Raw genomic sequence first — 14,675 nt, forward strand, 5'->3', positions numbered from 1 at the left:
CCCACCTGGTGCGCTCGCTGACCTGGGACCAGGGAGCCGAGATGGCCGCCCACGGCTCCTTCACCATCGCCACCGACGTCCCCGTCTACTTCTGCGACCCGGCCAGCCCCTGGCAGCGCGGCTCCAACGAGAACACCAACGGCCTGCTACGGCAGTACTTCCCCAAAGGCACCAACCTCGCAATCCACACCCGCGAACACCTCAACACCGTCGCGGCCGAACTCAACGGCCGCCCACGCAAAACGCTCGGCTGGGAAACCCCAGCCGAGCGCCTGCATAAACTGCTCACCGCCTGATCAACACAAACCACGTGTTGCAACGACCCCTAGAAACCGCCCGGTAGTAGAAGGGCCCCTTCTTAACACCGCTGAGGGTGGCGCCCGCGAGGACAGGTAAGCCTCCGGTATGACCGCGGCTCATCCTCGCGCGGGAGCGGTCCGCTGGTCGCCGGCGGATACGGTCGTAACCATGACTGCTGAGCAACCCGCCCTCGCGCTGCGCGGTCTGGCCAAGCGCTTCGACAGCAAGATCGCCGTGGCCGGCGTCGACCTCGACGTGCCGGCCGGCTCCTTCTACGGCCTGCTCGGCCCGAACGGCGCCGGCAAGACGACCACGCTGTCGATGGCGGTGGGCCTGCTCCGGCCGGACGCCGGGGGCGCCTGGGTGCTCGGGCACGACGTGTGGGCCGACCCGGTCCGCGCGAAGCAGCTGCTCGGCGTCATGCCCGACGGCGTACGCCTCTTCGACCGGCTCAGCGGGGCGGAGCTGCTCGCGTACCACGGTCTGCTGCGCGGCATGGACCCGGCGGTGGTCGACCAGCGCGCGGCGGAACTGCTGGACGTGCTCGCGCTCGGCGACGCCGGGCGGACGCTGGTGGTGGACTACTCGGCCGGCATGAAGAAGAAGATCGGCCTGGCCTGCGCGCTGCTGCACGGGCCCCGGCTGCTCGTGCTGGACGAGCCGTTCGAGGCGGTCGACCCGGTGTCGGCGGCGCTGATCCGGGACATCCTGAAGCGGTACGTGGCCGGCGGCGGCACGGTCGTCTTCTCCAGCCACGTGATGGAGGTCGTGGAGCGGCTGTGCTCGCACGTCGCGATCCTCGCCGACGGCACCATCAAACGGGTCGGCACGCTCGACGAGGTACGCGGCGACCGCTCCCTGGAGCAGGTCTTCGTGGAGGTCGTCGGCGGGCGCACGGCGACCGGCGAGGAGCTGGCGTGGCTGTCGCAGTGACCGAGCCGGCGGCGCCGGCCCGGGTCGTGTCCGCCCGGCACTTCGTCCGGCTGAAGCTGCGGGTGATGGGCAACAACTTCCGCGGCCAGGGCTGGCGGATCGCCCTCTTCGTGGTGGGCGTGCTCGGCGGCCTCTGGTTCGCCGCCACCGGCTTCTTCCTCTTCGCGGCCCCCGGGCTCGCCGACGGCGACCGGTACGCGCTGCTGGTCGCGGCGTTCGGCGGCGGGCTGACGGTGCTGGGCTGGCTGCTCCTGCCGCTGGTCTTCTTCGGCGTCGACGAGACGCTCGACCCGGCCCGGTTCGCGCTGCTTCCGCTGTCCCGCCGGACGCTGGTCACCGGCCTGTTCGCCGCGGCGCTGGTGAGTGTTCCGGCGGTCGCCGTACTGCTGGCGCTCTCCGGCCTGGTCGTCACCGCGGGCGCGCTCGGCGGCTGGTCCGCCGCTCTGGTCCAGGCGGTCGGAGTGGTCGGCGGCCTGCTGCTCTGCGTCGCCGCCGCGCGGGCGGTCACCAGTGCCTTCGCGACCATGCTGCGCTCCCGCCGGGTCCGCGACCTGGCCGCCGTCCTGCTCGCGGTGGTCGCCGCGCTGATCGCCCCCCTGCAGATCGCCGCCACCGCCGCGCTGCGGAACGCGGACTGGAACCGGTTCACCTCGGTCGCGACGGTGGTCGGCTGGACGCCGTTCGGCGCGCCGTGGACCGTCGGCATCGACGTGGCGCAGGGCCGGGCGTGGGCCGCGCCGGCCAAGCTGCTGATCACCGCCCTCGCTGTGCTCGCGCTGCTGGCCTGGTGGTCCCGGTCGCTGGAGTCGGCGATGGTCGGCGCGGCGAGCAGCGGCAGGGCCCCGGCCCGGGCGGAGACGACCGGCACCGCCGTGACCGGATTCTTCCCCCGCGCGCTCGGCTGGCTGCCCCGGGACCGGTTCGGGGCGCTTGTGGTACGGGAGGCGCGGTACTGGTGGCGGGACGCCCGGCGGCGGGCGAACCTGATCACGCTGGCGGTGATCGGTCTGTTCGTGCCGGCCATGGTCAACCTGGGCGGCTCCGGCGTGCTCGAGGGCGAGGGCGGCTTCGGCGCACCGGACACGTCATCGCCGTTGCTGGTCAGCCTGTCCATGCTGTTCGTCGGCGTCCTCGCCGCGGTCACCCTGGCCAACCAGTTCGGCTTCGACGGCAGCGCGTACGCGGCCCACGTGGTCGCGGCCGTGCCGGGGAAGGTGGAGCTGCGGGCCCGGATGGCGGCCTTCTCGCTGTACGTGCTGCCGCTGGTCGTGGTCGTCTCCGTGGTGCTCGCGCTGATCCTGGGCCGGCCGGGCTGGATCGGGTTGACGGCGGGCAGCCTGCTCGCCACCTACGGCGCCGGGCTCGCCGTCAACACCTTCCTTTCCGTGCTCGGGGCGTACTCGCTGCCGGAGACGAGCAACCCGTTCGCGCTGAACAGCGGCGCCGGGGTGGCCCGCAGCTTCCTGGCCCTACTGTCGATGGTCGCCTCGGCCGCCCTGGCGGTCCCGATGGTGGTGGCCGCCGCGCTGCTCGGCGACGCATGGCTGTGGCTGGCGCTGCCGGTCGGCGCGGCGTACGGGCTGGGGGCGGCGCTGCTCGGCGCGTACCTGGCCGGTGACGTGCTGGACCGCCGGCAGCCGGAACTCCTGGCGACCGTCACGCCCCGGCGCTGAGGATGTACGGGTTGCCCGGCGGCGGCACAATGCGATGATGCCTGTCGTCGAGGCGGTGGCGACCGTGCCGGTCCCGCCGGAACTGGCCTTCGCGGTGTCGCAGACCACCGCCCCCGTGCGCTACCGGTGGGACCCGTTCGTCCGCGAGCAGCACTTCGTCGACGGCGCCACCCGGCCCGGCAAGGGGGTGCGGACCTTCACCCGCTCGCGACACGGCCTGGTCATGGTGAGCGAGTACGTCTCGTTCGCGCCGCCGACGAACGTCGGCATGAAGATGGTGCGTGGCCCGTGGTTCTTCGAGCTGTTCGCCGGCGGGTGGCGATTCGCCCCGGCGGCCGAACCGGGCCACACCGTCGCCACCTGGCGGTACAGCTTCCGATGCCGGCCGGCGTTCCTGCGCCCGATCGCCGACCGGGTCGGCGTCTGGCTGCTCGAGCGGGACATCCGCCGCCGGATCGCCGGGTACGCCGCCGGCTGCGCGGACGCCGAGGTGCTCGAAGCGGCCCGCCGCTCACTCACGACCGGCTGAACCGCCCCGCCTCGCGCTCGCAGCCGGCGGCCGGCCCATGATCGGATGATGCTCTGCTGGGGTAGACGCCGGGGTTCGGCCCAGCAGGACATCATCTGATCATCGTGGCACCTAACTGGCGCTGGGCGCGGGGTCGGGACGGCAGAATGTTCCACGTGAATCATGAGCCGGGTGCCGAGATCCACCACACCGACCCGTTCGCCGTCCCCGCCGGGCTGCGGTCCCCCGTACGCCGGTTGCGGGGTCGCCTGGCGGCGCCGGTGACGCTCTGGACGGCGCCCGGCCCGGCGGGCCTGACGGTCTCCTCGACGCTGGTCGCGGAGGGTGAGCCGGACCGGCTGCTCGGCCTGATCGACCCGGAGGCCGACCTGTGGGCGGCCGCCGAGACGGCCGGCCGCTTCGCGGTGGCGACACTCGGCCCCGCGCACCGGCAGCTCGCCGACCGGTTCGCGGGACTCTTCCCGGCCCCGGGCGGCCTCTTCGCCACCGGCGCGTGGACGGAGACGCCCTACGGCCCGGTCCCCTCGGACGCCGGCGGCTGGGCGGGGTGTCGGCTCGACACCGCGCGGGAGTACGGCTGGGGGCTGCTGGTCGAGGCCACGATCGAGACCGTCGACCTGGCCGAGGAGACGGACCCGCTGCTGCACTACCGGGGCCGGTACCGCGAGCTGACCTGAGCCGCCAGGACGGGCGAGGCCGCCCGCCGGACCGGAGTGGCGCGGCGGCCGGGGCCCTGGCCGTCGACCGGTCACCGGAGTGACCGGCGTCACTCGGCGCAGCCACAGTGCCGTTCGGCGCAGCCGACGACCGATGCCGATCTCACGCTTCCCGGGTCGGGAGTGCGCTCCTTACGGTGCGCGAAACTCCCCGATGCCTGTGAAGGTGGTGATCCACAGATGTCCACGGACACACCCGCGTCCGCCCCGGCCGAATCGGCGGCGGAACGCTATCTGGCCGTACAGCGGTCGGACGAGTTCGCCGGGTTACGGCGCGCGCTGCGCGGCTTCGTCTTCCCGATGACCGTCGCGTTCTTCCTGTGGTACGCGCTCTACGTGATCCTCTCCGCGTACGCGCGGGACTTCATGGGCACGAAGCTCGTCGGCAACATCAACGTCGCGCTGGTGTTCGGACTGCTCCAGTTCGTCTCCACCTTCCTCATCGCCTGGCTCTACTCCCGGTACGCCGACCGGAAGATCGACCCGATCGCCGACCGGATCCGCGCCGAGATCGGGGAGGTGACCCATGAGCATGGTCCTCGCGGCTGAGGCGGGCGACACCACCGCCCGGAACCTGACCATCACGCTGTTCCTGGTCTTCGTGGCGGTGACGCTCGCGATCACGGTGTGGGCCAGCCGGCAGACCAAGACCGCCACCGACTTCTACGCGGGCGGCCGGTCCTTCTCCGGCTTCCAGAACGGCATGGCGATCGGCGGCGACTACATGTCGGCGGCCTCGTTCCTGGGCATCGCCGGCATCATCGCCCTGTACGGCTACGACGGGTTCCTCTACTCGATCGGCTTCCTGGTCGCGTGGCTGGTGGCCCTGCTGCTGGTGGCGGAGCTGCTGCGGAACTCCGGCCGCTACACGATGGCGGACGTGCTGGCCTTCCGGATGCGGCAGCGCCCGGTCCGGACCGCCGCGGCGGCCTCCACGATCACGGTGTCGATCTTCTACCTGCTCGCCCAGATGGTCGGCGCCGGCGCCCTGGTCGCCCTGCTGCTCGGCATCCAGCCGGGCACCACCTTCCTCGGCATGGACGCCGACGCCGCGAAGGTCGCGACGATCATCATGGTCGGCGCCCTGATGATCATCTACGTGACGGTGGGTGGCATGAAGGGCACCACCTACGTGCAGATCGTGAAGGCGTTCCTGTTGATGGGCGGCGCCATCCTGATGACGGTGCTGGTGCTGGCGAAGTACAAGTTCAACCTCTCCGGGCTGCTCGGCGACGCGGCGGAGGCCTCCGGCAAGGGAGCGGCCTTCCTCGAACCCGGGCTCCGCTACGGCGTCGAGACAGAGGGCGACGCCCTGAAGACCTTCTACAGCAAGATGGACCTGCTCTCGCTCGGCATCGCGCTGGTGCTCGGCACGGCCGGTCTGCCGCACATCCTGATCCGCTTCTACACCGTGCCGACGGCGAAGGCCGCCCGGAAGAGCGTCCTCTGGGCGATCGGCATCATCGGCACCTTCTACCTGCTCACCCTCGCCCTCGGCTTCGGTGCCGCGGCGCTGGTGGGTGGCGAGGCGATCACCGCGCAGGACCGGGCGGGCAACACTGCGGCACCGCAGCTCGCCGAGGCGCTGGGCATCGACTTCTTCGGCGGCGACCTGGGCGGAGCGGCCATGTTGGCGATCATCGCGGCGGTCGCCTTCGCGACCATCCTGGCGGTGGTCGCCGGTCTGACCCTCGCCTCCTCGTCCAGCCTGGCGCACGACTTCTACGCCAACGTCATCAAGGACGGGAAGGCGTCGGAGCGGCAGGAGGTGGCGGTGGCGCGGATCTCCGCCCTGGTGATCGGCGCGATCTCGATCGTACTGTCGATCTTCGCCCAGAACCTGAACGTCGCCTTCCTGGTGGCGCTCGCCTTCGCGGTGGCCGCCTCCGGCAACCTGCCGGCGATCCTCTACAGCCTGTTCTGGAAGCGGTTCAACACCTCCGGCGCGGTCTGGGCGATCTACGGCGGCCTGTTCGCCGCGGTGTTCCTGGTGTTCTTCTCCCCGGTCGTCTCCGGGGCGCCGACCTCGATGTTCCCCGAGCAGGACTGGCAGTGGTTCCCGCTGTCCAACCCGGGCATCCTCTCCATCCCGTTCGGCTTCCTCTGCGGGTGGATCGGCACGTTGGTCTCGAAGGAGCGTGACGAGGACAAGTACGCCGAACTCGAGGTGCGGTCGCTCACCGGGGCGGGCGCGCACTGAGCACCCCGGGTGGGCCGTGCGGCGTGCGCCGGCCCGCCCGGCGGTTCTGTTAAGAGGGGCCCCCTGTACAACGCGAGGCGTTAACAGGGGGCCCTTCCTTTCGCGCCCGGCGGCGGGGGGCTCGGTAGGCTGACCGCCATGAACGTTGTGCAGCGCTTCGGGCCCGGTCACCGCATCCTCGTCACCGGCGGCGCGGGCTTCGTGCCGTCGCATCTGGTGGATGCCCTGATCGGCCGTGGCTGCACCGTCGTGGCGGTGGACAACTTCGTCACCGGCTCGAAGGAGAACGTCGCCCACCTGGCGGACACGCCGACCTTCACGCTCGTCGAGGCCGACGTCTCCGACGGGCTGCCGCCCCATCCTGCGCTCACCGAGCGGTTCGACGCCATCCTGCACATGGCGTCGCCGGCCAGCCCGACCGACTTCGAGAAGCTGCCGGTGGAGATCCTCCGGATCGGCTCGGTCGGCACCCTGCACCTGCTCGACCGCGCGGCCGCCGACGGGGCCCGGTTCCTGATGGCCTCCACGTCCGAGGCGTACGGGGACCCGAAGGAGCACCCGCAGCGCGAGACGTACTGGGGCAACGTCAACCCGGTCGGCGTCCGCAGCGTGTACGACGAGGCGAAGCGGTTCGCCGAGGCCGCCACGATGGGGTACCACCGCAGCCGGGGTGTGGACGTCGCCATCGTCCGCATCTTCAACACGTACGGTCCGCGGATGCGGCCGGACGACGGGCGGGCCATTCCGACCTTCATCTCGCAGGCCCTGCGCGGCGAGCCGATCACCGTGCACGGCACCGGCAACCAGACCCGCTCCATCTGCTACGTCGACGACCTGGTGCGGGGCATCCTGCTGCTGCTCGACTCGACCGAGACCGGCCCGATCAACTGCGGGACGGAGCACGAGATGAGCATGCGGCAGCTGGCCGAGACGATCGTGGAACTGTGCGGCAGCCGCTCCGAGGTGACCTACATCACCCGGTCCGCCGACGACCCGGAGATGCGCCGGCCGGATCTCACCCGCGCCCGGGAACTCCTCGGGTACGAACCCCGGGTGGCGCCCGAGGAAGGCCTGCGACGCACGATCGAGTACTTCCGCGAGCGCCTAGGGTAGCCGGTCCGCGACGAGCGGTGGCGACGCCCGCGTCGGTTCAGGGCGGTGGTGGCCGGACGTACGTACCCTGAGTTACATGTCAGCGACCACGCCCGCCGGTTACCCGCTCCCGCACCTGCACCGCAGCGCCGGGCGCGCCCCGGTGCCGGGCTCCGGCGCCGCCGGCCGCGCCCGGGCCGAGACCCGCTGGTACCCGTCACAGGCCGACGAACCGGTCCCGGGTGGCCCTGGCGGCCCCACCGGCCCGGGTGGCCCCGGCGGTTTCGGGGGCGGCGGCCACGGCCGGCCGGAGCGGCGCGGGCCGCGGCCACGCTGGGGCCGGATCGGCCTGGTGGCGGGTGTCGCCGTGCTGGTGCTGGCGCTGCTCGGCGCCACCGGTGCCTGGTTCTACGCCCGCGGCCTGAACGAGGACCTGGCGCGCACCGACCCGTTCTCCCAGATCACCGGCGGCCGGCCGGCCAAGTCGGTCGACGGCGCGCTGAACATCCTGCTTGTGGGTAGCGACTCGCGGGACCCGGACGCCCCGGTGAACGAGGCCGGCAAGTGGCGCGCGGACACGATCATCGTGATGCACATCCCGAGCAACCACCAGGAGGCCTACCTGGTGTCGATCCCGCGCGACCTGTACGTGCCGATCCCGGAGAGCGCCGGCGCGGACTGCGGCTCCGGTCAGCGGGCGAAGATCAATGCGGCCTTCGCCTTCGGCGGACTGCCCCTGGCGGTCCGCACCGTGGAGTGCTTCACCGACGTCCACCTCGACCACGTCATGGCGATCGACTTCGCCGGGTTCAAGGAGGTCACCGACGCGCTGGGTGGGGTCGACCTCACGGTGGAGAAGACGATCACCTCGATCCACAAGCCGTACCGGACCTTCACCAAGGGCGTCAACCACATGAACGGCGAGGAGGCGCTCGACTGGATCCGGCAGCGCAAGCAGTTCCCGCGCGGCGACTTCGACCGGATGCGGCACCAGCAGGAGTTCCTCCGCGCGTTGATGGACAAGGCGGCAAGCACCGGTACGCTCACCAACCCCGTCAAGCTGAACAACTTCCTGAAGGCGGTGACCGCCGCGGTCACCGTCGACGAGGGTTTCTCCCTGGTCGACATGGCGGTGCAGTTCCGCAGCCTGCGCGGGGAGAATCTGACCTTCGTGACCAGCCCGCACAACGGCAGCCAGACCATCAACGGCGAGTCCGTCGTGGTCTCCGACCGGGAGAACGCGCTCGCCATGTACAAGGCGATGTCCGCGGACACCATGACGGACTGGGTCAAGGCGAACCAGAAATCCGTCGACGGCAACTGATCACCTCGGCGCCGGCGGACGGCTGGCCTCCCGACAGACCTGGGCGGCCAGCCATCGACCGGTCGGACTCACCCATCCGTTCGGATGATTTTCGGACCGGACAGCCGGGATGACGGCATTTTGACCCCTGGATGAACTCGCCAGGACGGGAAAGCGTCCGTACAGTGATCCCGCCCCCCGATCATCCAGCTGGAGCATGCATGCCGGTTCATACCAGCGGCCGCCCACCGGCACTGGAGACACCCCGCACCTCGGCCCGGATCTCCGCCACAATCCCCGCGCAGCCCGGCGGTCGCCCGCCCGCCGCACCCCCGGCCCGCAAGCGCCCCCGGCGCAAGGAACCGCTCTGGGCGCGGCTCACGTTGATCTTCGGCGCGGTCCTGATGCTGACCAGCGGTGTCGCGCTGGTGGGCGGCAAGGTGATGATCGACCAGGCGACCGGCAACATCGACCAGCGCAACCTGCTCGGCGACGCCGGCAAGTCGGACGCGGAGGGCGGTGCCGACCTCAAGGGCCCGATCGACATGCTGTTGCTCGGGGTGGACGCGCGCGAGTCGTGGGCCCCGGACGACGTACGGGCGGACAGCATCATCGTGCTGCACATCCCGGCGACCCATGACCAGGCGTACCTGATCTCGATCCCCCGGGACACCGAGGCCCGCATCCCGGCGTTCAAGAAGAGCGGCTACCCGGGCGGAGTCGACAAGATCAACGCAGCGTTCCAGGCCGGCGCCCGCAACGGCGGCGGCTGGGAGGGTGGCGCCCAGCTCACCGCGGCGACCATCAAGCAGATGACCGGGGTCGGCTTCGACGGCGCGGCGATCATCAACTTCGGCGGCTTCAAGCGCATCATCGACACCCTCGGGACCGTCCGCATCTGCGTGAGCCAGGAGGTCAAGTCCCACCACATGTCGTTCGTCGACGGCGAGCCGATGTGGAACGCGGAGGCGAAGAAGACCGGCAAGCCGCGGACGCCGGTGGTGCACAAGAAGGGCTGCCGGGAGATGGAGGGCTGGGCGGCGCTTGACTACTCCCGCCAGCGCTACGGCCTCAAGAACGCCGACTACGACCGCCAGCAGAACCAGCAGCAGCTGATCAAGGCGATGGCGAAGAAGGCGACGCAGAACGGCACGCTGCGGAGCCCCACGAAGATCAACGAACTCATCAAGGCCGCGGGCGACGCGTTCGTCCTGGACACCGGCGGCGTGCCGGTCGCCGACTTCATCTTCACCATGCGCGGGGTCGGCGGCAGCGACCTCACGATGCTGCGCACGAACGGCGGCACCTTCAACGGCAACGGCAACAACCGCGAGGCGCTCAGCGAGCAGACGTTGGAGATGTTCCGCGCCGTCCAGGAGGACCGGCTTGCCGAGTTCGTGGTCGCCAACCCGGAGGTTCTCTCCACCCGGAAGTGAACCGGGGGGATCGGCCGAAACCGCCCCGGCCGGGGGCGCACCGACCGTAGCCTTACGTGAACAGGTTTCACGTACGGGTGGCGGGGAGGAACCACGTCCAGGTCGGGGGACGGACGGAAGCGGGCCGGCTCGGGCGTCCGGCCCGTACGGCCCCGCTGGAGCCGCGTCCTGCTCGGCCTCGGCCTCGCCCTGGTGCTGCTGGCCGGGCTCGCCGTGGCCGGTCTCCGGGTGCTCACCGATCGGTACGACCGGGCGGTGGTCAAGGAGCAGTTGCTCGACGCCAGTGCCCGCCAGGACCGCACCGACCTGGACGGGCCCCTCAACTACCTGCTGGTCGGCACCGACCGCTGGCGGAGCAGCGACGACGCCGACCGCCGGTCGGACACCATCCTCATCGTGCACGTACCCGCCGGCGGGCGGGAGGCCTTCCTCGTCTCCGTACCCCGGGACCTGCTGGTCGCCATCCCGGCGGCGGCCGGGTACGGCGGCGGACAGGACAAGATCAACGCGGCGTACGAGCACGGCGGCGGCGGGCTGTCCGGCACCCGGCTGCTCTCGGCCACCCTGGCCCGGCTGACCGGGCTCCGCTTCGACGGCGCCGCCCTGATCGACTTCTCCGGATTCCGCGAGATCATCGACCTCCTGGGCGGCGTACGCATGTGCGTCGACACCGAGGTCCGCTCGATCCACACCGGGCGCGTCTTCACACCCGGATGCCAGCAGATGGACGGCGGGACCGCCCTGGACTTCGTCCGGCAGCGCTACGACCTGCCGGGCGGCGACTACGACCGGCAGACGCACCAGCAGCAACTGCTGCGGGCGGTGCTGGAACGCACCTCCGAGACGTCGCTGCGGACCAACCCGGTGAAGCTGGACCAGCTGATCCGCGCGGTGGGTGGGTCGCTGACCGTGGACACCAACGGCGTACCCCTGGAGGACCTGGTGATGGCGCTGCGCAACCTGCCGACGGACGCCCTGCGCGGGGTGCAGGTGCCGTCCCGCCCGCAGACCATCGGCCAGGTCTCGTACGTGGTGCTGGACAACGGCGGCGCGGGGCTCTTCGAGGCCGTCCGGGGTCGGCGGGTCCCGGAGTGGGCGCGGGCCAACCCACGCTGGGTCACCCGGCTGTGAACACCCGCCCCACCTGGGCGGGTGTCGGAGTCCCGACGCGCGCCCCGGCGGGAGCGAGGCCCTAGGCTTGGTAATCGTGTTCGGACCCCGCGTACCCACCGTGACCGTTCCCGAGATCACCGACGACACGTACCTGCTCGACGTCCGCGAGGACGACGAGTGGGCCGCCGGCCACGCCCCCGGCGCCCACCACCTGCCGATGATGGAACTGCCGTCCCGGCTGGCCGAGGTGCCCACCGACCGCGACGTGGCGGTCATCTGCCGATCCGGCGGGCGCTCCGCCCAGGTCGTCGCGTACCTCATGCGCAACGGCTGGGAGCAGGTGCGCAACGTCGACGGCGGGATGGGCGAATGGGCCACCGCCGGCCGCCCGGTGGTCGGCGAGGACGGGCAGCCCGGCCGGGTCCTCTGACCGGGGCACGCGCATGGGCCGCCCCCTGGTCTTCGCGCACCGCGGCTCGTCGTACGACCTACCGGAGCACACCCTCGCCGCGTACCTGCGCGCGCTCGACGAGGGCGCCGACGGGCTGGAGTGCGACGTCCGGCTGACCCGCGACGGGCATCTCGTCTGCGTGCACGACCGCCGCCTCGACCGCACCAGCAACGGCCGCGGGCTGGTCAGCGCCCGGACCCTCGCCGAACTGGAGGCGCTCGACTTCGGGTCCTGGCACCCGGGATGCGCACCGGCCGACGGTGACGAGGTGCTGGACGAGTCGCACACCCGGCTGCTCACCCTGGAGCGGCTGCTGGACGCTGTCCGGACCGCCCGGCGACCGGTCCGCCTGCTCATCGAGACGAAACACCCGTCCCGGTACGGCCGGGACGTCGAACGACGGCTCGTCGCGCTGCTCGACCGGTACGGGCTGACCGAGCCACGGCCCGAACATCCGGTCCAGGTCACCGTGATGTCCTTCTCCCTGCTGGCGGTACGCCGCATCCGCGAACTGGCCCCGGCGCTGCCCACCGTCCTGCTGCTGGAGGTGCTGCCGCGCCGGCTGCGGGTGGGCCGCCTGCCCTTCGGGGCGCGGATCGCCGGTCCCGGCATCGCGCTGGTGCGGGCCCGCCCGGATCTGGTCCCCGCACTGCGCGCCGCCGGCAACCAGGTGTACGTCTGGACCGTCAACGACCCCGCCGACCTGGACCTGGTGCTGGCCGCCGGGGTGGACGGCATCATCACCGACCGGCCGGCACAGGCCCTCTCCCGCATCGAGGGGTAAGGAAGGGCCCCCTGTTAACGCCTACGGTGGTGGAAGGGTCCCTTGTTAACACCTCACCCTCACCCTCACCCGGCCGGAACGGGGATGTCCAGGAATCCGATCGACGGGGCACACTCGGGGGCATGCCGGAGCGCACGGATTTTCCCGCTCTCATCGCCGGCCACACCGTGGTCATCGAGATGATCAACTCTGGGGAGGCCGGACTGCCGGTGCTCAGCCAGCTGCTGCGGGTCGCGCAGACCGCGCTGGGCGCGTCCGGTATGGCGTTCGTCGAGTTCGCGCCCACCGGCGGCCGCGTGATCGCCGCCACCGGAGCCGCCGAATGGACGATCGGCCGCCCCCTGCCGGCCGACGACCCGGACACCGCCTGCCTGCTCTCCGGGCCGCGGGTACGCCAGGTCCACACGGACCGCCTCACCGGCAAGCTCAGCGACGAACTCGCCGACCGGGGACTGTGCCGGATGGTGGCGGCCCGGGCGGAGATCGGCGGCCTCACGGTCGGCAGCCTGCACGCCCTGTACCCGGCCGACGGCGACGGCCCGGGCCCGGAACAGCACGGCGTGGCCGGCTACATCGCCTCCTGCATCGCCCACATGTACGGCGACCAGAGCGGCCTTCCCGTACACGGCGACGGGCCGGTCGTGGCCGCGATGGCGGACGGGCTCGCCGTGGTCGACCGGGACGGCCACGTTCGCCTCTGGAACCCGGCCGCCGCCCAGGTCACCGGCCGTCCCACCGGCGACGCCCTCAACCAGCCGCTGCCGTTCCCGCTGCCCCCGCCCGGTCAGGTCCTCGACCACCGGCTGCCGGACGGCCGCTGGCTGCGGATCACGTCGGGGGAGCTGCCGGGCCCGGGGACGCTGCGGGTGGTCACCTTCCGCGACATCACCGACCAGCAGCGCCGCGACAACGACCGGGACCTGTTCGTCGCGGTGACAAGCCACGAGCTGCGCACGCCGGTCACCGTCATCAAGGGGTACGCGGACACCCTCACCGACCACTGGGAGTCACTGACCGACGCCGACCGGCGGATGGCCGCCCGCGTGATCGGCCAGCGAGCCAACGAACTGGCCCGCCTGGTCGACCGCCTGCTCTCCTCAGCGACCGAGGGGGGACCCGGCGAGGAGCCACCGGCCCCGTACGACCTGGGCGACGCCCTGCGGACGGCGGTGGCCGACCTCCCCGCCGAGCTGCGGCACCGCATCACGCTCGACCTGCCGGCCGACCTGCCGAAGGCGCTCGGCCACCGGGCCAGCCTGGCGACGGTGCTCACCGAGCTGTGCACGAACGCCGGCAAGTACTCACCCCCGGGCAGCCCGATCACGATCACCGGGGGCGGCGACGGGCAGACCGTCTCCTTACGGGTCGCGGACCAGGGCATCGGCATCCGGCCGGAGCACGTGGAGCGCGCGTTCGACCGGTTCTGGCAGGGCGAGTCCGGCGACCGCCGGCGCTTCCCGGGTGCCGGGCTCGGTCTCTATCTCGTCCGCCGGATCGTTGAACAGCAGAATGGATGGGTATCCCTCCGACCGAAGACCGGTGGCGGTACGGTCGCAGAGGTGCGGCTGCCCCGCGGGTGACCGGCGGTGGCGGGGTGTGGAGGGGCGACGGTGTCGACGGAAGGTCCCGAGCGGGCGTGGTGCGTGGTGGTGCCCCACCACGCGACGGGGGCACGGCAGGCGCGGCACCGGCTCGCGGACGAGCTGGCCGACATCGTGCCGCCGACCCTGCTGGCGGACCTGGTGGCGGTCCTCGCCGAGCTGGTGGGCAACGCCGTACGGCACGCCGATCCGCTTCCCGGCGGGGTGATCCGGGTGGCCTGGCGGCTCCGCACCACACCGGCCGGTTTCCGCGTCCAGCTCCGGGTGACCGACGGCGGCGCCCCGGCCGGTCCCCGGATCCGCACGGCCGACCCCGACGCGATGGACGGTCGTGGCCTGCACATCGTGTCCGGCCTGTCGCACCGGTGGGGTGTCGACCGGGACGGCCTCGGCCAGAGCGTCTGGGCCGACTTCGAGCCGGCCGGTACCGCCCGGCCCGATCTGGTGGTCGCCTGAGGCCACCGTCCGGGGTCGGGGCGGCGTTCCGCGGTGCTGAGATGCGGGTCCGCCCCACGCCGGCCCGCGCCGGCCTCTAGGCTGTCCG

At 71.9% G+C, this 14,675-nt stretch carries 15 protein-coding genes; all 15 read left to right on the forward strand.

What is annotated here, in order from left to right:
- Positions 1-296 (forward strand): IS30 family transposase (locus ABTW87_RS18480; protein WP_350652047.1); only part of this gene is annotated, 296 nt, incomplete at its 5' end.
- Between the two features lie 172 nt (positions 297-468).
- Positions 469-1,233 (forward strand): ABC transporter ATP-binding protein, encoded by a 765-nt coding sequence (locus tag ABTW87_RS18485; RefSeq protein ID WP_350652048.1) that lies wholly within the window; start codon positions 469-471, stop codon positions 1,231-1,233.
- On the forward strand, positions 1,218-2,906 hold the full coding sequence (locus ABTW87_RS18490; protein ID WP_350652049.1) for an ABC transporter permease: 1,689 nt from the start codon (positions 1,218-1,220) through the stop codon (positions 2,904-2,906). Before ABTW87_RS18485 ends, ABTW87_RS18490 begins: the two co-directional genes overlap by 16 nt.
- Before the next feature lie 37 nt (positions 2,907-2,943).
- The gene (locus tag ABTW87_RS18495) at positions 2,944-3,435 is read left to right on the forward strand and encodes an SRPBCC family protein (protein WP_350652050.1); all 492 of its coding nucleotides are present in this window, start codon (positions 2,944-2,946) and stop codon (positions 3,433-3,435) included.
- A 95-nt stretch (positions 3,436-3,530) separates the two neighbouring features.
- Positions 3,531-4,112: a flavin reductase family protein gene (locus ABTW87_RS18500; RefSeq protein WP_350652145.1), complete on the forward strand. Its 582-nt coding sequence runs from the start codon at positions 3,531-3,533 to the stop codon at positions 4,110-4,112.
- A gap of 219 nt (positions 4,113-4,331) precedes the next feature.
- Complete coding sequence (locus tag ABTW87_RS18505; RefSeq protein ID WP_350652051.1) at positions 4,332-4,700, forward strand: DUF485 domain-containing protein; 369 nt, start codon at positions 4,332-4,334, stop codon at positions 4,698-4,700.
- The gene (locus ABTW87_RS18510; RefSeq protein ID WP_350652052.1) at positions 4,678-6,351 is read left to right on the forward strand and encodes a monocarboxylic acid transporter; all 1,674 of its coding nucleotides are present in this window, start codon (positions 4,678-4,680) and stop codon (positions 6,349-6,351) included. The genes ABTW87_RS18505 and ABTW87_RS18510 overlap by 23 nt, the downstream gene beginning before the upstream one ends.
- A 138-nt stretch (positions 6,352-6,489) precedes the next feature.
- Complete coding sequence (locus tag ABTW87_RS18515; protein WP_350652053.1) at positions 6,490-7,464, forward strand: UDP-glucuronic acid decarboxylase family protein; 975 nt, start codon at positions 6,490-6,492, stop codon at positions 7,462-7,464.
- Between the two features lie 76 nt (positions 7,465-7,540).
- Positions 7,541-8,767, forward strand: coding sequence for an LCP family protein (locus ABTW87_RS18520; RefSeq protein ID WP_350652054.1), 1,227 nt, complete (start codon positions 7,541-7,543; stop codon positions 8,765-8,767).
- Between the two features lie 200 nt (positions 8,768-8,967).
- On the forward strand, positions 8,968-10,182 hold the full coding sequence (locus tag ABTW87_RS18525) for an LCP family protein (RefSeq protein WP_350652055.1): 1,215 nt from the start codon (positions 8,968-8,970) through the stop codon (positions 10,180-10,182).
- A 192-nt stretch (positions 10,183-10,374) separates the two neighbouring features.
- Complete coding sequence (locus ABTW87_RS18530; RefSeq protein WP_350652056.1) at positions 10,375-11,313, forward strand: LCP family protein; 939 nt, start codon at positions 10,375-10,377, stop codon at positions 11,311-11,313.
- Positions 11,314-11,389: 76 nt separating this feature from the next.
- On the forward strand, positions 11,390-11,725 hold the full coding sequence (locus ABTW87_RS18535; RefSeq protein ID WP_350652057.1) for a rhodanese-like domain-containing protein: 336 nt from the start codon (positions 11,390-11,392) through the stop codon (positions 11,723-11,725).
- A gap of 13 nt (positions 11,726-11,738) precedes the next feature.
- A complete protein-coding gene (locus ABTW87_RS18540; protein ID WP_350652058.1) occupies positions 11,739-12,530 on the forward strand; it encodes a glycerophosphodiester phosphodiesterase in 792 nt (263 codons plus the stop codon).
- Between the two features lie 122 nt (positions 12,531-12,652).
- Entirely contained in the window at positions 12,653-14,110 is a 1,458-nt protein-coding gene (locus tag ABTW87_RS18545; RefSeq protein WP_350652059.1) for a sensor histidine kinase, read from the forward strand.
- A gap of 63 nt (positions 14,111-14,173) precedes the next feature.
- Entirely contained in the window at positions 14,174-14,587 is a 414-nt protein-coding gene (locus ABTW87_RS18550) for an ATP-binding protein (protein ID WP_350652146.1), read from the forward strand.
- Positions 14,588-14,675: the final 88 nt, after the last annotated feature.

This window comes from Micromonospora sp. NPDC126480 (assembly GCF_040302465.1).
GTDB lineage: Bacteria > Actinomycetota > Actinomycetes > Mycobacteriales > Micromonosporaceae > Micromonospora.

Bases quoted from the DNA above. Each gene is read 5' to 3' on its own strand.
- ABTW87_RS18525 (WP_350652055.1), top strand. From the start codon at position 8,968: ATGCCGGTTCATACCAGCGGCCGCCCACCGGCACTGGAGACACCCCGC.
- ABTW87_RS18540 (WP_350652058.1), top strand. From the start codon at position 11,739: ATGGGCCGCCCCCTGGTCTTCGCGCACCGCGGCTCGTCGTACGACCTA.
- ABTW87_RS18545 (WP_350652059.1), top strand. From the start codon at position 12,653: ATGCCGGAGCGCACGGATTTTCCCGCTCTCATCGCCGGCCACACCGTG.
- ABTW87_RS18510 (WP_350652052.1), top strand. From the start codon at position 4,678: ATGAGCATGGTCCTCGCGGCTGAGGCGGGCGACACCACCGCCCGGAAC.
- ABTW87_RS18495 (WP_350652050.1), top strand. From the start codon at position 2,944: ATGCCTGTCGTCGAGGCGGTGGCGACCGTGCCGGTCCCGCCGGAACTG.
- ABTW87_RS18505 (WP_350652051.1), top strand. From the start codon at position 4,332: ATGTCCACGGACACACCCGCGTCCGCCCCGGCCGAATCGGCGGCGGAA.
- ABTW87_RS18485 (WP_350652048.1), top strand. From the start codon at position 469: ATGACTGCTGAGCAACCCGCCCTCGCGCTGCGCGGTCTGGCCAAGCGC.
- ABTW87_RS18520 (WP_350652054.1), top strand. From the start codon at position 7,541: ATGTCAGCGACCACGCCCGCCGGTTACCCGCTCCCGCACCTGCACCGC.
- ABTW87_RS18515 (WP_350652053.1), top strand. From the start codon at position 6,490: ATGAACGTTGTGCAGCGCTTCGGGCCCGGTCACCGCATCCTCGTCACC.